Below are 19,065 nucleotides of genomic sequence, written 5' to 3' on the forward strand. Positions count from 1 at the left end.
TTGCGTGGGAGCCGGCGGCGGTGTAGAGGCCGCTGCGACATGGCGACGACCTTCCCCGCCCCCAGCCGCCCGGCACTCAACGTCAGGCCCTTCTTCGAGAACAAGAGCCGCGCCTTCTGGACGCTTCAGGCGGTGGGCTGGACCGGCTATCTGCTGCTGCGCGGGGCCGCCGTGGTGGCCAACGGCCTGTCGCTCGATGCGATCATCCCGGTGATCCTGGAAGCGATCCTGGGCTATTGCATCACGCTGCTGATCTCGACGCTCTACGGCTATTACCGCCGCATCCCGCGCATCGCCGGGCTGCTGCTGACGATCCTGACGTTCCTGGCGGCGGTCATCATCTACGCGGCGCTGATCGCGTTCAGCTATTCGTTCATCCAGGGCGGCGAGCCGGGGATCACGATCCCGCGCTTCGTGGTGTCGATCTACATCGCCTTCACCGTGCTTGCGGGCTGGTCGGCGCTGTATTTCGGCATCAATTTCTACCTGATCGTCGAAGAGCAGATCGACCAGATGCAGCATCTGGAGACGCAGGCGTCGTCGGCGCAGCTGGCGATGCTGCGCTATCAGCTGAACCCGCATTTCCTGTTCAACACGCTCAACTCGATCTCGACGTTGGTGCTGCTGAAGCAGACCGAGCGCGCCAATGCGATGCTGAGCCGGCTGTCGTCGTTCCTGCGCTACACTCTGGCGAACGAGCCCACCGCGCACGTTACCGTCGCGCAGGAGGTCGAGACGCTGAAGCTGTACCTCGAGATCGAGAAGATGCGCTTCGAGGATCGGCTGCGCCCGAAATTCGACATCGACGCCGCCGCCGAGCGTGCCCGCCTGCCCTCGCTGCTGCTCCAGCCGCTGGTCGAGAACGCGATCAAATATGCGGTCACGCCGCAGGAAGAGGGCGCCGAAATCTGCGTCCGCGTGCGGCTCGCCGGAGAGCGGGTGCAGATCAGCGTATCCGACACCGGCCCCGGGTTGAACGAGGCGCGACAATCGCCAAGCCTTTCAACCGGCGTCGGGCTCGCCAATATCAGGGAGCGGCTGGTCCAGGCGTACGGCCCGGATCAGCGGTTCGAGACGCGCTCGACGGCTGCTGGCGGTTTCTCGGTGGATATCGAGATCCCGTTCCAGCTGGAGAATGTGAGTAGAGAGGCTTCATGACGATCAGAACCATCCTGGTGGACGACGAACCGCTCGCGATCCAGGGGCTGGAGCTTCGGCTCGCGGCACACGACGATGTCGAGATCATCGAGAAATGCATGAACGGGCGCGAGGCGATCCGCGCCATCAAGACCCATAAGCCCGACCTGGTCTTCCTCGACATCCAGATGCCGGGGTTCGACGGCTTCTCGGTGGTGCAGGGATTGATGGAGGTCGAGCCGCCGCTGTTCGTCTTCGTCACCGCCTATAGCGACCATATGCTGAAGGCGTTCGAGGCGCGGGCGGTCGATTATCTGATGAAGCCGGTCGAGGAGAGCCGCCTCGCCGATACGCTCGATACCGTCCGCCAGCGGCTGAGCGAGCGACGCAGCGTCGAGGAGGTCGAGAAGCTGAAGGAAGTGCTGGCCGAGGTCGCACCCGAGGCCGCCGCCGACATGGCCGATGGCGGATCGTCGGCGGAGCCCGCCGCCAACCGCTTCGAGAAGCTCATCAACATCAAGGATCGCGGCCAGATCTTCCGCGTCGACGTCGATACGATCGAGCGGATCGACGCGGCGGGCGATTATATGTGCATCTACACCGGCGACAACACGCTGATCCTGCGCGAAACGATGAAGGACCTGGAAAAGCGGCTCGATCCGCGCCGGTTCCAGCGGATCCACCGCTCGACGATCGTCAACCTCGACCTGGTCAAACAGGTGAAGCCGCATACCAACGGCGAATGCTTCCTGGTGCTCGATTCGGGCGCGCAGGTGAAGGTCAGCCGGTCGTACCGCGACGTGGTGGCGCGGTTCGTCCATTGATCGAACTGCCTGTCGCGGTCGCGGCGCTGTATCGCTTCATCCGGATCGACGATCCGGCGGCGGTTCGCGAGCGGGTCGAGCCGCTGCTCGACGCGGCGGGCGTGCGCGGCACCATCCTGCTGGCGCATGAAGGCATCAACGGCACCGTCGCCGGCGAGCCCGATACGCTGCGCGGCGCGATCGCGGCGTTGCAGGCGATGCCGGGGTTCGACGCGCTCGAGCTGAAATGGTCGGGCGCGGCGGCGATGCCGTTTGGGCGGCTGAAGGTAAAGGTGAAGGCGGAGATCGTGACGCTGGGCGATCCCGCGGCCGATCCGACGCAGGCCGTGGGCGGATATGTCGCGCCTGCCGACTGGAACGCGCTGGTCGACGATCCCGACACGATCGTGATCGACACGCGCAACGATTACGAGGTCGCGATCGGCAGCTTCGCGGGCGCGGTCGATCCCGGTACGCCAAGCTTCCGCGACTTTCCCGCCTGGGTCGATGCGCACAGCGACGAATTGGCGGGCAAGCGGGTCGCGATGTTCTGCACGGGCGGCATCCGCTGCGAAAAGGCGACGGCGCTGCTCAAGACGCGCGGGATCGACGACGTCCTTCACCTGAAGGGCGGCATCCTCGCCTATCTGGAACAGGTGCCCGCCGCCGACAGCCGCTGGCAGGGCGAATGCTTCGTGTTCGACGAACGGGTGGCGGTGGGCCATGGGCTCGCCCCCGGCAGCTATGCGATGGATCGGGAGCGCGGCTTGCCGGTCAAGCGCTGACGGATCATTGCCGCAGCCGTCCCGAGGGCCTGAGCCGCGGTCGTTTGCCCGCCACGACCATCGCTGGCGCGCCCTGCGCCTGCTCTTCCCAGCGTTGCAGCAAGCGGTCGAGCCGTGGCGACGGGTCGACGTTGCTGAGCCGGCCGTTGAACAGGAATGCCGCCACCGCGCTTCGCTTCACGACATGGGTGTGGAAGCGATAGCCGAGCCATGCCGCCAGCGTGACCGCGATCGCATATTTGGTCTGCGGGCTCCACGCGACGCGGGCCAGCTGGGCGTTGATCGCGATGATGATCGGGAAATGGACGAGGTAGATGGTGTAGGAAGCGTCGGCGATCCGCCGGACCGCCAGCGGCAGCGTGCGGATCAGCAGCGACGAGCGCAGCACCAGGATGAAGACGAGCAGCGGTGCCGCCGCGCTGACGAGCGCGCTGAACGTCGCGCGCAAGCCATGCCCCAGCGCCGCCGAGGCCCAGCCGCTCCAGCCCCAGCCGAGCTCGCCGAGCACCAGCAGCGCCAGCATCGCGGTGGCGAAGCGGCAGTCGGTGACGAGCCGCCGTCGCAATCGCTCGCACCGCGCCATAACGAAGCCGAACGCGAACAGCGGCGCATAGCCGGGGATCAGCGGGGCGTTGCCCAGCCGCTCGGTCCAATCGGGCGACACCGCCGCCCTGAGCGCGACGGCACCGACCTCGTGAAGCGATGCCGCGGTGACGACGACCATCAGCACGAATAGGCGCGCCCGCGGTTTTTCAGGGCCGTAGCGCTCGCACAGCCGCGGGGCGAGGTTCCAGCGGCGATCGGCGGCGTCGAGCACCACCGCGAGCGGCGAATAGGCGAGCAGGCCGGCGAGGAACCAGAGGTGATGCCATTCGAACGGCAGCGGCAACGGTCGCTCGACCGGCCCCAGCGCGATCAGCACGGGGATCAGCGGACAGATCCACAGCATCCCGAACACCAGCGGCACGCCGACCTGGCGCAGGCGGCGCATCAGCCAGGGCACGCCGCCATGTCGCCCGATCGCCACCGCGGCGAGATAGCCCGCCAGCGCATCGAAGGTGCCGACGCGGAAGAGGTGCGACACCGTCTGCACGAACAGCAGCACCGCGTCGGGCGCGAGCAGCGTCGAGCCGTGGACGAAGATGCCCGCCGCCATCAGCAGCGCGCGCCAGGCGTCGAGCCCTTCGTTGCGGGTCGCAGGGGTCGGCCGCGATAGCTTCATCGACGCGTCGCCGAGCGGCAGCGATGGACCAGCGCGGCTGGCAGCGCGCGCTCGACGCCACGGCGCACGGCGGCGCCCCAAATCGCATAGCCGCGCTCGTCGAGATGGATGCCGTCTTCACGATAATAGGGGCCGGGCGCGCCCGCGACGAGCAGCTGCCCACCGGCGGGGACGAAGGCGGTCCCGGGCCGCGTCGCCAACGCCCGGGCGACCAGCCGATCGTCCTCCAGCTGTGCCTCGCGCATGTACCAGCGGGTCGGGCTCGGCTTTTGCGCGATCACGACGATGGGCACGCCGGGCATCCGTCGCCGTTCGAGGTCGATCAGCGCCATCAACGCCGCGGTTGCGCTGGATGCGCTGGCGCCGTCGGCGATATCGTTTTCGCCCGCATAGTTGACAATCGCGGCGGGCGGGGGCCCCGGCGGATCGTTCAGCAGCCGCCGCTCGATCTCGTCGATGTGGACGCCATTGACGCCGCGCTGGCGCACCGACCAGGGCGCCATCGCGCCTGAAAGATCGGGCCAGCGATTGATCGTCGAACTGCCGACGAACCAGATTGTGCATCCGTCGCGCGGCGGCTCGCCCCCCGGCAACGGCGAGCGCAGCGCCAGCGCCTGGCGCGCATACCCCCACGCCTTCACCGCCGTACACACGATCGCAAGCGCGAGCGTGATCCGCAGCAGCAGCGAGAACAGCCGCTCGGGCGATCCGGCAGGGGAACGAGGCATCGGCGGGGTGTACTCGCGATGGCTTAAGGTGGGGTTGCGATGACGGACGTTGCGATCCTCCCCCGCCAGGGGCAGGTGGCAGCCGCAGGCTGACGGAGGGGGCGGATGCACTATCGCCGGGGGTCGCTCACCTCCCCCTCCGTCACGCTGCGCGCGCCACCTCCCCCTGGCGGGGGAGGATTGCAGGCTCAGCGCTATAAGCTGTGCTTCCGCTCGCAGGGCGCCTGCGGCCAGAAATCCCGAAACGAGTTCAGCATGACGACCTTCGTCTTACACCGTTATGCTGAACTCGATTCAGCATCTCTCTCGACCGCGCGCCCGCTCGTGAAGGATGTACGCGAGGCGCCTCTCCTGCTATCGGGCGCGCCATCATGCTCAACCTCAACGGCATCACCGTGCGCCTTGGCGGGCGCACGATCCTGGACGGTGCGTCGGCGGCATTGCCGCCGGGCAGCCGCGTCGGCCTGATCGGGCGCAACGGCGCGGGCAAGTCAACGCTGGTGCGCGTCATTGCCGGCCAGCTGGAACCCGATAGCGGCAGCGCCGACATGCCGCGCGGCGCGCGTATCGGTTATATCGCGCAGGAAGCGCCGTCGGGCACCGCGACGCCGTTCGACACCGTGCTCGCCGCCGATCTGGAGCGCGCGGCACTGATGATCGAGAGCGAGACGTGCGAGGATCCCGACCGGCTGGGCGACGTCTATGAGCGGCTGATCGCGATCGACGCCTATACCGCGCCGGCGCGCGCCGCGCAGATCCTGCTCGGCCTCGGCTTCGACGAGGACATGCAGCAGCAGCCGCTCGACAGCTTTTCGGGCGGCTGGAAGATGCGCGTCGCGCTCGCCGCGCTGCTGTTCTCGCAGCCCGACCTGCTGCTGCTCGACGAGCCATCGAACCACCTCGATCTCGAAGCGGTGATGTGGTTGGAGGATTTCCTCAAGAGCTACAAGGCGACGATCGTCGTCGTCAGCCACGAGCGCGACTTCCTCAACAACGTGGTCGACCATATCCTCCACCTGCAGGGCGGCAAGATCACGCTCTATCCGGGCGGATACGACTCGTTCGAGCGCCAGCGCGCCGAACGGATGGCACAGCTCGCCGCCGCCAAGGCGAACCAGGACGTGCAGCGCGCCAAGCTGCAGGACTATATCGCCCGCAACTCCGCCCGCGCCTCGACCGCCAAGCAGGCGCAGAGCCGCGCCAAGATGCTGGCGAAGATGCAGCCGATCGCCGAGCTGGCGAACGACCCGACACTGTCGTTCGGCTTCCCCGATCCCGATGCGCTGCGCCCGCCGCTGATCACGCTCGACCTCGCCAGCGTCGGCTATGCCGACACGCCGATCCTGAAGCGGCTGAACCTGCGCATCGACCCCGACGATCGCCTTGCGCTGCTGGGCCGCAACGGCAACGGCAAGACGACGCTCGCCCGCCTGCTGGCCGCGCAGCTGACGCCGATGGAGGGCGACATGGCCGCGTCGGGGAAGATGCGCGTCGGCTATTTCACCCAGTATCAGGTCGAGGAGCTCGACGCCGACGACACGCCGCTGGCGCACATGACGCGGGTCATGCGCGACGCGTCGCCGGCCGCGGTTCGCGCGCAGCTGGGTCGGTTCGGCTTTTCGGGCGACCGCGCGACCGGCCAGGTCGGCAAGATGTCGGGCGGCGAGAAGGCGCGGCTAGCGCTGGCGCTCATCACCCGCGACGCCCCGCACCTGCTGATCCTCGACGAGCCGACCAACCACCTCGACGTCGATGCGCGCGAGGCGCTGGTCCAGGCGCTCAACGACTATAAGGGCGCTGTCATCCTCGTCAGCCACGATCGCCACATGGTCGAGCTGACCGCCGACCGGCTGGTGCTGGTCGACAACGGCACCGCGCGCGAATTCGACGGCAGCCTCGACGATTATGTCAGGATGATCCTGGCGGGCGACGACAAGCCTGCCGAAGCGCGCGGCAGCAAGAAGGACCGCAAGGCCGCCGCGGCGGCGCGCGAGGCGGAAAAGGCGGCGCGCAAGGCGGCGAAGGATATCGAGGCGGAGCTGGCGACGCTCAACGCCGAGCGGTCGGCGGTCGATCGCGCGATGTTCGATCCGTCGTCGGCGGAACCGCGCTTCGCCAAGCTCTCGATGACCGAGCTGATGAAGCGCCGCGCCGAGCTGACCGACGCGATCGACAGTGCCGAAGCGCGCTGGCTGGAGGCGAGCGAGGCGCTGGAGGCGGCGTGACGCGCCGCGTCACCGCGATCCGCATCCATTGCCCGGTCGAGGCTGGGACGTTGGCCGCGCTGCTCGGCGGCGATACCGCCGCCGCCGCGGCGGGCGACGCGACGCTGGCGGCGATGATGGCGGTGATCCGCGCGCATCCGGTGCTCGGCGATTTCGGCGTCTACCAGTCGGTGATGGAGCTGGCGCCCGGCTGGGAGGTGTTCACGCCCTCCCCGCAAGCGACGCCGACGCTGGGCGCAGCCGGCGCGACGACGATCTCGCCGACCGTGATCGTCAAGAGCTATGCCGCCTTCGATGCCGATCCGGCACAGCTGGACGCGGCGCTGGCCGCGATCATGGCGGCGCATCCGTGGGAAACGCCGGTGGTGGAGCTGGTCGAGGCGGCGCTGCTGACACGCTGATCACCGGCATATACGCAAGCCGCAATTGCCCCCGTCATCCCCGTGCCGCTAATGCCGGATGATGACATCGACCGACACCTTGCCCCGCCACCTCAACCTCGGCTGCGGTTTCGACAAGCGTGAAGGGTGGCTGAACGTCGACAATTTCGCCGAATGCTCACCCGACATTATCGTCGATATCGAAGCGACGCCGTGGCCGCTGCCGACGGACCAGTTCGATGCGGTGTTGCTGAAGCACGTGCTCGAACACGTCGGTCAGGATTTCGCGACGTTCAAGCGCGTGATGCAGGAGCTATATCGGGTCACCGCGTCGAACGGCCTGATCGAAATCCATGTGCCGCACGTCCGGCATGACACCTTCTGGTCGGATCCGACCCACGTTCGCGCCTTCACCAACATCACCTTCGAAATGATGTCGAAGCGTCGAAACCTCGAATGGGTGGCGAAGCGCGCCAATTACACGATGCTGGCGCTGGCGATGAACGTCGACTTCGAACTGGAGCGGGCGGAAATCGAATACGCGCCCGAATGGACGGCGCGTCTCAATAGCGGCGAGATCACGCAGGACCAGATTCGCTTCGCCGCCACACATTACTGGAACGTGGCGCGCGAGATGCGCTTCGTCCTGCGTTGCGTGAAGGATCAAGCCTCGGCCTGATCCTTGCCCTCGTCGCCCTCGGCCTTGGTGTCCTGGAAATAGGCCTCGACCGGGCCGGTCAGCTTGATCGTCAGCGGGCGGCCGTGGCGGTCGACCTTCTTGCCCAGCGCGACGCGGATCCAGCCTTCGGAGATGCTGTATTCCTCGACGTCGCGACGCTCCTGGCCCTTGAAGCGGATGCCGATGCCGCGCTCCAGCGTCGGCTGGTCGAAGTGCGGGCTGCTCGGGTCGATCGAGAGATGGTCGGGGGGCGTATCGGTCATGCGCGCGCCTCTAGCGCCAAGCCGGCAGCGTGCGCCACAAAAAAGCGGCGCGGTAGATCGCTCCACCGCGCCGCCCTTCGCCCCACGTGACCTCTGGTCAGTCGCAGACGCGTACCCGGACGCGCTGGCCGTAATAGGGGTCGTAGCGCCACTGGTCGAAGCAGCGCGGGTAATAGTCGTTGTAATAGCCGCGATCGTAGACGACCGGCGGCGGGGGCGGCGGCGGCGCGTAATAGCCGTTGTAGCCATTATAGCCGCCGCGATCATAATAGCGGCCGCCGCCGTTGTTGCTGGCGATCGCAGCGCCGATGCCGAGGCCGACGATACCGCCGAGCAGCGCGCCCGCTGCGGCATTGCCGCCGCGGTTATAGTGGCGGTACCCGCCCCAGCGCTGCGCATCGGCCGGCGCCGCGGCAGACAGCGTGGTAGCGGCGAGCGCCGCACCCAGACCTACCTTCTTCATCCATCCAGTCATGGCTCGAACCTTTCGATACTCCAACGCCCGGTCCGCTGCGGAAGAAACGCAGAAGGGGGAGAGCGTGTTGCACGATGTGCCTGATTCGGGCTGAACTGATGCGGAATGCGACGTTCACCGGCGGTTTAGCCGGCGGCGGCGAAATGGCGGGCAATAGAGGAAGGACCATGATGGCGCATTGGCTGCTCAAGTCGGAACCCCGCAGCTACGGCTGGGACGACCTGGTGCGTGACGGGGCGACCGAGTGGGACGGCGTGCGCAACCACGCCGCCGCCGGGCACCTGCGCGCGATGCAGGCGGGGGACGAGGCGATCTTCTATCATTCGGGCGACGACAAGGCGGCGGTCGGCATCGCCCGCACCGCCGGCGCGACCCGATGGCGCCGAGGGCCAGTGGGTATCGGTCGGACTCGAACCGGTCCGCCCGCTCGCCCGGCCGGTGACGCTGGCGGCGATGAAGGCCGAGCCGGCGCTGGCGGCGATGGCGATGCTGCGCCAGTCGCGGCTGTCGGTGTCCCCCGTGACGGAACCGGAATGGCATGCAATCGTAGCGATGAGCGAGACATAGGATAATGGGAGGGTCGCTGATGCGGGCAAGGTCGTTGGGAGCGGTGCTCGCGGCAGCGCTGATGCTGCTGCCCGCGGCCGCAGGCGCGGCGGCGGCTGCCGACAGCCCGCGCGACCTGCTGGTCCGTGCCGCCTTCCTCGACCGCGACAAGGGTGAGGCGCTCGCCCACATACTGGCAGCGCGGGACGGCGCGGCGGCGCGATTGCAGGCGGCGCCCGGCGACCCCGACGCCGCCGTCGTTCGCGCCACCGCGACCGGCTATCATGCCAAGCTGACTGGCAGCCGTGGCGAGGCGATCGCTGCACGGCGGCTGATGGAGGCGCTGGTCGCGCGCGATCCGCGCAACGCCGAGGCGCAGCTGGCGCTCGGTGGCTGGCATCTGGGCGCGGTCAACAAGCTCGGCGGGCTGATCGCGCGTGCGGCGCTGGGCGCACAGAAATCGGCCGGACTCGGCGCGCTCGACCGTGCGGTCGCGCTGGGCGGCAATCGCGCGATGTTCGCGGGACTCAGCGCGCTGATGCGGTTGCAACTCGATCCCGCCGACCCGCGCGGCCTGGCGTTGGCCGAAACCGCCGCCAAGGCTCCCGCCCCCACCCTCGCCGACCGCGCCATGCAACGCGCCGCCGCCGCCATCCTCGCGCCCCTGCGCGGCGGCAACGCCAAGGCGATCCGCCAGGCGGCAACGCGGTTGCTGCCACTGGGTCAGCTGCCGGGGGAGGGGTGAGGCCCAGGTTCGTCATTGCTTCGCTTACGCTCGCAATGACGGGATTGGGGAAATCAATACGGATCAGGGACGCTTCGCCAGCGTCTTTAGATCGAAGATCTGCACTTCACTGCCCATGTCGGCATAGATCACGCGCGTCGGCTCACCGGGCAGGACCCGGAAGAAGCGGTCGCCCGCCGGGCCGATGCCCAGCACACCGCAGGGGTTTTCCTGCGGCTCGATGCTGTTCGCGGCTTCATAGGCGCGCAGTTCACTTCCGGTCGGCTCGAGCGTCCAGATCGTGCCCCAGTCACCGTAGCGGCGATGCTCGATCAGTCGGCACGACCGCTTGTATCGCCCCGTAGCCCTGAGCACCGCGGGCAGGATCGATGCGACGGGCGCTTTCGCCACCTTGGCGAAGCTGCGGATGAGGATCTGGCGGCCCGGCCCCGGATTGGGCGGCACGATTGCGAAGCCGCCGACGTCGTTGGCCGGCACCAGCCGCTGGTCGCCATGCGTCTTGTCGCAGGCGGAGGTCCAGATCGACGGCACCTGACCATCGACGCGGCCCCAGCGGCACCCCTCGAATGCCTCACGCGCCGCCTTGCTGGGCTTGCGATCGATCGGCAGCGTCGCCGCGCCGGGTTTCGCCAGGATCGCGATGAGCCAAGCAGCACCGAAGCTCTTCATCATTCCCCAACGAAAAGGGGGAGAGGCTTGTCGCCCCTCCCCCTGATCTTATGCCGCCTGCTTCTGGCGCGAGGCGCGCTTGCGCTCGTGCGGGTCGAGGTGGCGCTTGCGCAGGCGGATCTTGGTCGGCGTGACTTCGACCATCTCGTCATCGTCGATGTACGCGATCGCCTGCTCCAGCGTCATCTTCTTCGGCGGGGTCAGGCGGACGGCGTCGTCCTTGCCGCCCGACGCGCGGAAGTTGGTGAGCTGCTTCGCCTTCATCGGATTGACCTCAAGGTCCTCCGTCTTGGCGTTCTCACCGATGATCATGCCCTCGTAGAGCGCCTCACCATGGCCGACGAACAGGATGCCGCGATCCTCGAGCGGGCCGAGCGCATAGGACTGCGCCTCGCCCGAGCCGTTCGAGATCAGCACGCCGTTCTTGCGGCCTTCGATCGGGCCCTTGTGCGGGCCATACTTCTCGAACAGCCGGTTCATGATCCCGGTGCCGCGCGTGTCGGACAGGAACTCGCCGTGATAGCCGATCAGGCCGCGCGACGGCGCCGAGAAGGTGATGCGCGTCTTGCCGCCACCCGACGGGCGCATGTCGGTCATCTCGCCCTTGCGCTGGTTCATCTTGTCGACGACCGTGCCCGAGAACTCCTCGTCTACGTCGATGACGACGGTCTCGTACGGCTCCATCTTCTGGCCGTTCTCTTCGCGGAACAGCACGCGCGGGCGGCTGATGCCGAGCTCGAAGCCCTCGCGGCGCATCGTCTCGATCAGCACGCCGAGCTGAAGCTCGCCGCGGCCGGCGACTTCGAAGCTGTCCTTGTCGGCGCTCTCGGTCACCTTGATCGCGACGTTCGATTCGGCTTCGCGCTCCAGGCGGTCGCGGATCATGCGGCTGGTGACCTTCGATCCCTCGCGGCCCGCCATCGGCGAATCGTTGACGGCGAAGCGCATCGACAGCGTCGGCGGATCGATCGGCTGCGCCTGGATCGCCTCGGTCACCTCGATATCGCAGATGGTGTTCGACACGGTCGCGACGCTGAGGCCGGCGAGCGAGATGATGTCGCCGGCGCGCGCCTCCTCGACGGGAACACGCTCCAGCCCGCGGAAGCTCATCAGCTTGGACGCGCGGCCGGTCTCGATCACCTTGCCGTCCATATCGAGCGCGTGGATCGGCTGATTGACCTTGACCACGCCCGACTGGACGCGGCCGGTCAGCACGCGGCCGAGGAAGTTGTCGCGGTCGAGCAGCGTCACGAGGAAGCTGAACGGCGCGTCCTGGTCGAGGTTGGGCGGCGGTACGTGATCGACGATCTTGCGGAACAGCGGCTCCAGCGTGCCTTCGCGGCGCGTCGCATCCTCGCTGGCATAGCCGTTGCGGCCGCTGGCGAAGAGGACGGGGAAGTCGAGCTGCTCGTCGGTCGCGTCGAGCGAGACGAACAGGTCGAACACCTCGTCGAGCACTTCCTGGATCCGCTCGTCGGGGCGGTCGACCTTGTTGACGACGACGATCGGACGCAGGCCCAGCGCCAGCGCCTTGCCGGTCACGAACTTCGTCTGCGGCATCGCGCCTTCCGACGAATCGACCAGCAGGACGACGCCGTCGACCATCGACAGGATGCGCTCCACCTCGCCGCCGAAATCGGCGTGGCCGGGCGTATCGACGATGTTGATGCGAACGCCTTCCCACTCGATCGAGGTCGGCTTGGCGAGGATGGTGATCCCGCGCTCCTTCTCGAGATCGTTGGAATCCATCGCGCGCTCCTCGACGCGCTGGTTGTCGCGGAAGGTGCCCGACTGGCGGAAGAGCTGGTCGACGAGAGTGGTCTTGCCATGATCGACGTGCGCGATGATGGCGATGTTGCGCAGGTTCATGCGTAATCCTGGTGGGGGGTCGCGCCGGTCGCGACATTTCTCGCGGGCCCCATAGCCGAAATGCTGCGCCGCGGGAAGGGGCGGGGTCAGACGATGGCCTTGCGGGCTCCATGCATGACGCGAAGCACGCGGATCCCGTCGGCAATCGGACGATAGAGGATGGTATATCGACCGAGGACGAAGCTACGGACGTCACGTCCGAAATGCGGACGCAAGGCGCCGCTGTTGGGCCACTGCGCCAGGAAGATCAGCTTGTCCTCGATGCGGATGATGTGGCGATCCGCGGCCGTAACATCGTCCTCGGCTATGTATCGCCAAACTTCGTATAGATCGCGGGTGGCGCGCGACGATCGGACGATGCGACGGCTCACATGCGGCGGCTCGCGTCGAACTCCGCCCTAAACTCACGCAACATGGTCTGGGTATCCCATTCGGCATCGCCGCTTTCGTCCTCGGCCTCCGTCACGAGAGCGCGAAGCTCTCGGATCGTCAGTCCGGTTTCGGGATCAAGCTCCAGGTCCGCCGGCTCCAGCACGATGCGCTCGCCCTCGCGATGGATGCGCACCTCCTCGCCCTCGAAGCGGTAACCCTCGGGCAGCTCGACCGATTGGCCGCCGCCGGATCGGATCACCTTGGCCATGTCGTTCATCCGCGCGTCTCCTGACGCTCGACGCATATCATCGGCCCGCTCCCTTGTCATCGAACCCGGTGACTTATACATGCAATACAGTTGAACCGCCGCGCGTTCGCGGCCACAACGAGCGCAGGACTGAAGAGGACGTTAGATGGCGACGAACAGCGACACCATCACCGCAGAGCCGCCCGCGCTGGTGCTGACCCCGCCCGATCCCGTGCCGACCGTCGCCGCCGAGCGAGCGGCGGGGCTGGTGCCGGTCGACGAGGCCAAGCGCACCGAGCTGGAAAAGCGCGTCGACGGCTTCGTCCAGGAGCTGGTGACTCAGGACGTCAACAGCCCCGAATTCGGCCGCCGCGTCGATGCGATCACGGCGATGGGGCAGAAGGAGATCCGCGACGCCGCGGGGCAGTCGAACCGCTTCCTCGACCGCCCGATCAAGGCGATGGACAAGGACACCGGCGTCGGTGCCGACCTGGCGCAGCTGCGCCGCGTCATCGAGGAGCTGGACCCGGGCCGGCAGGGTAATCTGTCGAGCACGCGCAAGATCTTGGGCATTATCCCCTTCGGCTCGAAGCTGAACAATTACTTCGACAGCTATCGCTCGTCGCAGACGCACATCAGCGCGATCCTGAAGAACCTTGCCTCGGGCAAGGACGAGTTGCTGATGGACAATGCCGCGATCGATACCGAGCGCGCCAACCTGTGGTCGGCGATGGGCCGGCTGGAGCAGATGATCCATCTGTCCAAGACGATGGACGCGAAGCTCGAGGACAAGGCCAACGAGCTCGACCACACCGATCCTGCCAAGGCGAAGGCGATCCGCGAGACCGCGCTGTTCTACACCCGCCAGCGTACGCAGGACCTGCTGACGCAGATGGCGGTGACGGTGCAGGGTTATTTGGCGCTCGATTTGGTCAAGAAGAACAACGTCGAGTTGGTGAAGGGAGTCGATCGCGCCAGCACCACCACCGTCTCGGCGCTGCGCACCGCCGTCACCGTGGCGCAGGCGCTGACCAACCAGAAGCTGGTGCTGGAAAGCATCACCGCGCTCAACACCACCACCGCTAACATCATCGATTCGACCGGCAAGCTGCTGAAGAGCAACACCGCGCAGATCCATGAGCAGGCGGCGGCGTCGACCATCCCGCTCGAAACGCTGCAGCGCGCGTTCCAGAACGTCTATGACACGATGGACGCGATCGACAGCTTCAAGCTGAAGGCGCTCGATTCGATGAAGACGACGGTCAACGCGCTGGGCCAGGAGGTCGAGAAGTCGAAGGGCTATATCGCCCGCGCGGAGGGTGCGTCGCAGGGCGCGCTGAAGGGCCCGGCCACCGATCAGTTCAAGCTGGAGTCGCTGTAAGCCCGACATGAGCGAGGTCGACGATCAGATCGCACGCGCCGTCTCGGTGATGCAGCGCATCTCCGAGGAATATCGCGGCCATGGCGAGCGCAAGGCGCGTCGCGCCGCCAAGCGCGCCCGCTCGATCGGCCAGCGCGTCGCGGTGATCGCGGCGGCGGACGCGGCGATCCTGATCGCGGCGGCGATCTTCGGGCTGTTCGTGCCGCTCGGCATCCTGGGTGCGGTTGGCGTGATGCTGCTGATGGTCGCGGTGACGCTCGCCATCGCGCTGGCCCCCGCCCCCGCCGCGCCGACCGAGCGCAAGCTGCGCGAGGTCGACCTGCGCGCGCTGCCGGCGCAGACCGAACGCTGGCTCGAGGCCCAGCGTCCGGCGCTGCCCGCGCCGGCGCGGACCTTGGTCGACCGGATCGGCACCCGGCTGGAACAGCTGTCGCCGCAGCTGGGCCAACTCGATGGCCAGACGGAGACGGCGTACGAGATTCGCCGGCTGGTCGGCGAACAGCTGCCTGCCTTCGTCAACGATTACAGCCGCGTACCCGCCACGCTGCGCAGCCAGCCGCGCAACGGCAAGACCCCCGACGCCGAACTGGTCGACGGGCTGAAACTGATCGAGCGCGAGATTGCCGAGATGACCGAGCGGCTGGCGCAGGGCGACCTCGACAGCCTGTCGACGCGCGGCCGTTACCTCGAACTCAAGTATCGCGACGGGGGCGAGGCATGAAACTGCGCCACCTGCTCGGCGCGGCCGTGGTGATCGCGGCGATGTGGCCACGTGCGGCGGGCCGCGGATCGACCCGGCGCCCGCCGCGGCGCCCGGGTGCCGGCGAGGAGAGCGCGCCCGTGACGTCGCCGCGCGATCCGACGCTGTCGGGCGGCGCGGCGGCATCGCTCGACGCCTGACGATTACGCGGCACGGCGACTTGTGAGGCGGTCGTCTAACGGCCCGACAACGCCGCCGCGCGCTCGGCCAGCCGCTCGACCGCGGCGGTGTGGATCGGCGGGGTCGTGACCAGCACGCCGAACGCCTGGGGATCGGGCTTGTTGAACGCCAGCGGCTGGCCCAGCGCGTCGGAGACGCCGGCGCCGGCCTCGCTGGCGACCAGCACGGCGGCGGCGATGTCCCATTCATTGCCCCAGCGCAGCGTCGCGACGAGGTCGGCCTCGTCGGCGGCGACCATGGCGATGCGCAGCGCGATCGAATTGGGCTTGGCCACCATCGCGAAGTCGCGGTCGGCCTTGGGCAGCGCATCGGTCGGCACGCGCGCGCCGGCCAGCGCGGCATGGTCGCCCACCGCCAGCCGAACGCCGTTGCGCCAGGCGCCGCCGCCCGCGGTCGCGATCCAGCGTTCGCGCCGGGCGGGAGCGTCGAGGATGCCGATCACCGGACGGCCCTCGTCGATCAGCGCGATCGAGACCGCCCAGCCCTCGCGACCACGAATATAGTCGCGGGTGCCGTCGATCGGATCGACCACCCACACCCGGCGGCAGGCAAGGCGCGCGGGATCGTCGGCAGTCTCTTCCGAAAGCCAACCGGCGTCGGGCAGCAACGCGTCGAGCCGCGCGCGGACCATGCGATCGACGTCGAGGTCGACCTCGCACACCGGGCTGCCCGGCTCTTTCTCCCAGCGGCAAAAATCGGTGCGCCAGCGCGCGAGCGCCATCTGCCCCGCCTCGTGCGCTACTTCCGCAACGGCGCCGAGAAGCGCCGCGTCAACCACTCGCAACCATCATCCCGTCAATACGCAGCGTCGGCACGTTGGTGCCGTAGCGGAATTCGAGATCGTTCGCCGGCGTCATGTTGGCGAACATATCGCGCAGGTTTCCAGCAATCGTAAACTCGCTGACCGGCCCCGCGATCGCGCCGTCGCGGATCAGGAAGCCTGCCGCGCCGCGGCTGTAATCGCCGGTGACGAGGTTGACGCCCTGGCCGATCACCTCGGTCAGGTAGAGGCCGTCGCGGACCTCTTCGATCAGCGTGTCGACCGGGACCGCGCCGGGTTCGAGATAGAGGTTGCTCGGCGACACCCCCGGCCCACCGCCGATGCCGCGCGCGGCATGGCCGGTCGGCTCCAGCCCGAGCTGGCGGGCGGAGGCGCTGTCGAGCAGCCAGGTTTCGAGCACGCCGTCCTCGACGATGGCGACCGGCGACACCGGCAGCCCCTCGCCGTCGAACGGCCGCGAGCGCAGGCCGTGCGGGCGGTGCGGATCGTCGCGGATCGTGATGCCTTCGGGAAAGATGCGCGTGCCGAGCGCGTCGAGCAGGAAGCTGGTCTTGCGGGTAATCGCCTGGCCGCCGATCGCACCGATCAGATGGCCGATCAGCGACGAGCCGACGCGCGGGTCGAACACCACCGGCATCGATCCGCTGGCGACGCGGCCCGGATTGAGCCGCGCCACCGCGCGTTCGCCGGCGCGGCGGCCGATGTCGGCGGGCTTTTCCAGCATCCGGCGATGGCGCGCGGAGTGGAAGGCATAGTCGCGCTCCATCGCCCCGCCCTCGCCCGCCAGCACGCTGGCCGACAGGCTGTAACCGGTCGTGGCATAGCCCCCCGCGAAGCCGGTACTGGTGGCGAGCGCCCAGACCGAGCGCGAGGCGCTGGCGCCGCCGCCCTCGGAGTTGGTGACGCCGGCGACGGCGCGGGCAGCATCCTCCGCCTCCTCGGCCATCGCGCGCAGGTCGGCCGGCGCGATGGCGCCGCCGTCATCGAGGTCGAGCTGCGGCGGTGCGCCGTGCATCAGCCGCTCGGCCGGGGCGAGCCCGGCCCATTTGTCCTCGGGCGCCTCGCGCGCCATCGCCACCGCCCGCTCGACCAGCGCATCGACCGCCTGGTCCGACAGGTCGGACGACGAGACGCTGGCCGACCGCCTGCCCACGAACACGCGCAGGCCGAGATCGCCGCTTTCCGACCGGCCGACATCCTCCAGCTTGCCGAGGCGGACCGATACCTCGGTCGAGGCATCGGCGGCGAACACGGCGTCGGCGGCATCGGCGCCGGCACGGGTCGCGCGCGCCACCACGTCGGCGGCACGGTCGCGGGCTTGATCGGGGGTCAGCATGGGATGCGACTTAGGGGGACCGAAGGCGGGGCGCTAGGGTGGATCATCCTCCCCCGCCAGGGGGAGGTGGCAGCGAAGCTGACGGAGGGGGCGGTGAGCGACCCACTATCGATCGGCTTCCGCCCCCTCCGTCACGCCTGCGGCGCACCACCTCCCCCTGGCGGGGGAGGATTTACCGGATCGACGTCCCCACGGTCGCGAAGGCGAGGAACAGCAGCAGCCCGGCGAACCGGTTCGACCGGAACCGCGCCAGTGCCCCGGCCCCGTCGTCGGGGCGCAAGGTCGCGACCTGCCAGACGAGGTGCACCGCCGCCGGCAGCAGTGCCAGCAGCGCCAGCGGATCGGGCCGAACGAGCCACACCGCCGCCGCCCACAGCAGCACCGCCGCGGCATAGAAGCTGGCGACGCCGCCGCGCACATGCGCGCCCATCCGCAGCGCCGACGATCGTACCCCGATCAAGGCATCGTCCTCGCGATCCTGCAGCGCATAGATGGTGTCGTAGCCGATCACCCAGGCGATCGAGCCCGCATAGAGGAGCCACATCGCCGGATCGAGCGCCCCTGCGACCTCGCTCCAGCCGACCAGCGCTGCCCATGAGAACACCAGCCCCAGCCACGCCTGCGGCCACCAGGTGATCCGTTTCATGAAGGGATAGGCCGCGACCGGCGCCAGGCTGGCGATCGAGACGACCGCGGCGAGTGGGCGCAGCTGGAGCAGCACGACCAGCCCGACCAGGGACAGCGCGAGCAGCCAGCCCCAGGCGAGCTTCATCGATACGAGCCCGCTCGGGATCGGCCGCGCCCGCGTCCGCGCGACCTGCGCGTCGAGGTCCCGGTCGACGATGTCGTTGTAGACGCACCCCGCGCCGCGCATCGCGATCGATCCCGCCAGCAGCCACAGCAGCAGCGGCCAGCGCTCGACGGTGCCGCCCGCCAGCGCCACGCCCCAGGCGCCGGGCCAGAACAGCAGCCACCAGCCGATCGGCCGGTCGAACCGCGCCAGCAGCGCGAGGCCGCGCAGGCGGTGCGGCAGGCGCGCGACGAGGCCGCGATGCTCGCTGTCGGGAACGATGTCGGTCACGCGATGTCGGTTATGGACAGCGCGGTAGGCGCGCAAGCCTGTGACGGCTACGCTCGTGCCATGATCGGGCTTTCCGTCGCCGTCGGCCGCTTCGTGGAGGCCCTGTTCTGGGCGATCCTGCGCGTCGCCGGGACCGCCGCGGTCGCGGTGGCGTTCGTCGCCGGAGCCGCGGTGCTGGTACTGGTCGTCGCGCGCAAGCTGTGGGCTAGGCGGCGGGGGTAATTCGTCATTCCCGCGAAGGCGGGAATCCATACTGGCTGGTCGTAGTGGGACTCAGTCACATCCGCGACTATGGATCCCCGCCTTCGCCGGAGCCGCGGTGCTGGTACTGGTCGTCGCGCGCAAGCTGTGGGCTAGGCGGCGGGGGTAATTCGTCATTCCCGCGAAGGCGGGAATCCATA

At 68.4% G+C, this 19,065-nt stretch carries 22 protein-coding genes and 1 pseudogene; 12 read left to right on the plus strand and 11 right to left on the minus strand.

Annotated features, from left to right (window positions below; all coding sequences use genetic code 11):
• Positions 1 to 39: 39 nt before the first annotated feature.
• From GGQ80_RS08500 to trhO, 3 genes are read left to right on the plus strand one after another with little or no spacing between them, the layout of a single operon-like run.
• The gene (locus GGQ80_RS08500) at positions 40 to 1,158 is read left to right on the plus strand and encodes a sensor histidine kinase (protein ID WP_183983728.1); all 1,119 of its coding nucleotides are present in this window, start codon (positions 40 to 42) and stop codon (positions 1,156 to 1,158) included.
• Positions 1,155 to 1,961: a LytR/AlgR family response regulator transcription factor gene (locus GGQ80_RS08505; RefSeq protein ID WP_183983730.1), complete on the plus strand. Its 807-nt coding sequence runs from the start codon at positions 1,155 to 1,157 to the stop codon at positions 1,959 to 1,961. The genes GGQ80_RS08500 and GGQ80_RS08505 overlap by 4 nt, the downstream gene beginning before the upstream one ends.
• Positions 1,958 to 2,725, plus strand: a complete 768-nt coding sequence (trhO, locus tag GGQ80_RS08510; protein WP_343050956.1) for an oxygen-dependent tRNA uridine(34) hydroxylase TrhO — start codon at positions 1,958 to 1,960, stop codon at positions 2,723 to 2,725. The genes GGQ80_RS08505 and trhO overlap by 4 nt, the downstream gene beginning before the upstream one ends.
• 4 nt (positions 2,726 to 2,729) lie before the next feature.
• Here the strand turns inward: trhO and GGQ80_RS08515 are convergent, their stop codons facing one another.
• Both GGQ80_RS08515 and GGQ80_RS08520 read right to left on the minus strand, forming a co-directional pair.
• Positions 2,730 to 3,947, minus strand: coding sequence for an acyltransferase family protein (locus GGQ80_RS08515; RefSeq protein ID WP_183983735.1), 1,218 nt, complete (start codon positions 3,945 to 3,947; stop codon positions 2,730 to 2,732).
• A complete protein-coding gene (locus tag GGQ80_RS08520; protein WP_183983737.1) occupies positions 3,944 to 4,675 on the minus strand; it encodes a GDSL-type esterase/lipase family protein in 732 nt (243 codons plus the stop codon). The genes GGQ80_RS08515 and GGQ80_RS08520 overlap by 4 nt, the downstream gene beginning before the upstream one ends.
• Positions 4,676 to 5,046: 371 nt before the next feature.
• On the opposite strand from GGQ80_RS08520, the gene GGQ80_RS08525 reads away from it, so the two are divergent.
• The 3 genes from GGQ80_RS08525 (at position 5,047) to GGQ80_RS08535 (ending at position 7,959) form a co-directional block, all read left to right on the plus strand.
• Positions 5,047 to 6,900 (plus strand): ABC-F family ATP-binding cassette domain-containing protein, encoded by a 1,854-nt coding sequence (locus tag GGQ80_RS08525; RefSeq protein ID WP_183983739.1) that lies wholly within the window; start codon positions 5,047 to 5,049, stop codon positions 6,898 to 6,900.
• The gene (locus tag GGQ80_RS08530) at positions 6,897 to 7,301 is read left to right on the plus strand and encodes a hypothetical protein (protein ID WP_183983741.1); all 405 of its coding nucleotides are present in this window, start codon (positions 6,897 to 6,899) and stop codon (positions 7,299 to 7,301) included. Before GGQ80_RS08525 ends, GGQ80_RS08530 begins: the two co-directional genes overlap by 4 nt.
• Positions 7,302 to 7,362: 61 nt before the next feature.
• Positions 7,363 to 7,959: a class I SAM-dependent methyltransferase gene (locus GGQ80_RS08535; protein ID WP_183983743.1), complete on the plus strand. Its 597-nt coding sequence runs from the start codon at positions 7,363 to 7,365 to the stop codon at positions 7,957 to 7,959.
• Here GGQ80_RS08535 and GGQ80_RS08540 read toward each other — a convergent pair.
• Together GGQ80_RS08540 and GGQ80_RS08545 are read right to left on the minus strand one after the other, a co-directional pair.
• Positions 7,944 to 8,222 (minus strand): DUF3297 family protein, encoded by a 279-nt coding sequence (locus tag GGQ80_RS08540; protein ID WP_183983746.1) that lies wholly within the window; start codon positions 8,220 to 8,222, stop codon positions 7,944 to 7,946. The genes GGQ80_RS08535 and GGQ80_RS08540 overlap by 16 nt on opposite strands.
• A gap of 97 nt (positions 8,223 to 8,319) precedes the next feature.
• Positions 8,320 to 8,685 carry a hypothetical protein gene (locus tag GGQ80_RS08545; protein ID WP_425506034.1) on the minus strand — a complete coding sequence of 122 codons (366 nt, stop codon included), beginning with the start codon at positions 8,683 to 8,685 and terminating at the stop codon, positions 8,320 to 8,322.
• A gap of 182 nt (positions 8,686 to 8,867) precedes the next feature.
• Between GGQ80_RS08545 and GGQ80_RS08550 the strand changes: the two are divergent.
• A pseudogene (locus GGQ80_RS08550) lies at positions 8,868 to 9,264 on the plus strand (EVE domain-containing protein).
• A gap of 19 nt (positions 9,265 to 9,283) precedes the next feature.
• The gene (locus GGQ80_RS08555) at positions 9,284 to 9,988 is read left to right on the plus strand and encodes a hypothetical protein (protein WP_183983750.1); all 705 of its coding nucleotides are present in this window, start codon (positions 9,284 to 9,286) and stop codon (positions 9,986 to 9,988) included.
• A gap of 63 nt (positions 9,989 to 10,051) precedes the next feature.
• Here the strand turns inward: GGQ80_RS08555 and GGQ80_RS08560 are convergent, their stop codons facing one another.
• The 4 genes from GGQ80_RS08560 to GGQ80_RS08575 form a co-directional block, all read right to left on the minus strand.
• Positions 10,052 to 10,657 (minus strand): hypothetical protein, encoded by a 606-nt coding sequence (locus GGQ80_RS08560; protein WP_183983753.1) that lies wholly within the window; start codon positions 10,655 to 10,657, stop codon positions 10,052 to 10,054.
• A 48-nt stretch (positions 10,658 to 10,705) separates the two neighbouring features.
• Entirely contained in the window at positions 10,706 to 12,526 is a 1,821-nt protein-coding gene (gene typA, locus GGQ80_RS08565) for a translational GTPase TypA (protein WP_183983755.1), read from the minus strand.
• Positions 12,527 to 12,612: 86 nt separating this feature from the next.
• On the minus strand, positions 12,613 to 12,897 hold the full coding sequence (locus GGQ80_RS08570) for a type II toxin-antitoxin system RelE/ParE family toxin (RefSeq protein WP_183983757.1): 285 nt from the start codon (positions 12,895 to 12,897) through the stop codon (positions 12,613 to 12,615).
• The gene (locus GGQ80_RS08575) at positions 12,894 to 13,175 is read right to left on the minus strand and encodes an antitoxin (protein WP_183983759.1); all 282 of its coding nucleotides are present in this window, start codon (positions 13,173 to 13,175) and stop codon (positions 12,894 to 12,896) included. Before GGQ80_RS08575 ends, GGQ80_RS08570 begins: the two co-directional genes overlap by 4 nt.
• 136 nt (positions 13,176 to 13,311) lie before the next feature.
• Between GGQ80_RS08575 and GGQ80_RS08580 the strand changes: the two genes are divergently transcribed.
• From GGQ80_RS08580 to GGQ80_RS08590, 3 genes are read left to right on the plus strand one after another with little or no spacing between them, the layout of a single operon-like run.
• Positions 13,312 to 14,526, plus strand: coding sequence for a toxic anion resistance protein (locus GGQ80_RS08580; protein ID WP_183983761.1), 1,215 nt, complete (start codon positions 13,312 to 13,314; stop codon positions 14,524 to 14,526).
• Positions 14,527 to 14,533: 7 nt separating this feature from the next.
• On the plus strand, positions 14,534 to 15,247 hold the full coding sequence (locus GGQ80_RS08585) for a hypothetical protein (RefSeq protein ID WP_183983763.1): 714 nt from the start codon (positions 14,534 to 14,536) through the stop codon (positions 15,245 to 15,247).
• Positions 15,244 to 15,426 carry a hypothetical protein gene (locus GGQ80_RS08590; RefSeq protein WP_183983765.1) on the plus strand — a complete coding sequence of 61 codons (183 nt, stop codon included), beginning with the start codon at positions 15,244 to 15,246 and terminating at the stop codon, positions 15,424 to 15,426. The genes GGQ80_RS08585 and GGQ80_RS08590 overlap by 4 nt, the downstream gene beginning before the upstream one ends.
• 35 nt (positions 15,427 to 15,461) lie before the next feature.
• Here the strand turns inward: GGQ80_RS08590 and GGQ80_RS08595 are convergent, their stop codons facing one another.
• The 3 genes from GGQ80_RS08595 to ubiA all read right to left on the minus strand — a co-directional run bounded on the left by GGQ80_RS08595 (position 15,462) and on the right by ubiA (position 18,664).
• The gene (locus GGQ80_RS08595) at positions 15,462 to 16,244 is read right to left on the minus strand and encodes an inositol monophosphatase family protein (RefSeq protein WP_183983767.1); all 783 of its coding nucleotides are present in this window, start codon (positions 16,242 to 16,244) and stop codon (positions 15,462 to 15,464) included.
• Positions 16,237 to 17,583, minus strand: a complete 1,347-nt coding sequence (locus GGQ80_RS08600) for a TldD/PmbA family protein (protein WP_183983769.1) — start codon at positions 17,581 to 17,583, stop codon at positions 16,237 to 16,239. The genes GGQ80_RS08595 and GGQ80_RS08600 overlap by 8 nt, the downstream gene beginning before the upstream one ends.
• Before the next feature lie 172 nt (positions 17,584 to 17,755).
• Positions 17,756 to 18,664 (minus strand): 4-hydroxybenzoate octaprenyltransferase, encoded by a 909-nt coding sequence (gene ubiA, locus GGQ80_RS08605; RefSeq protein WP_183983771.1) that lies wholly within the window; start codon positions 18,662 to 18,664, stop codon positions 17,756 to 17,758.
• 60 nt (positions 18,665 to 18,724) lie between these two features.
• On the opposite strand from ubiA, the gene GGQ80_RS08610 reads away from it, so the two are divergent.
• Complete coding sequence (locus GGQ80_RS08610) at positions 18,725 to 18,886, plus strand: hypothetical protein (protein ID WP_183983773.1); 162 nt, start codon at positions 18,725 to 18,727, stop codon at positions 18,884 to 18,886.
• Positions 18,887 to 19,065 lie beyond the last annotated feature (179 nt).

The organism is Sphingomonas jinjuensis, assembly GCF_014197105.1.
Lineage (GTDB): Bacteria > Pseudomonadota > Alphaproteobacteria > Sphingomonadales > Sphingomonadaceae > Sphingomonas > Sphingomonas jinjuensis.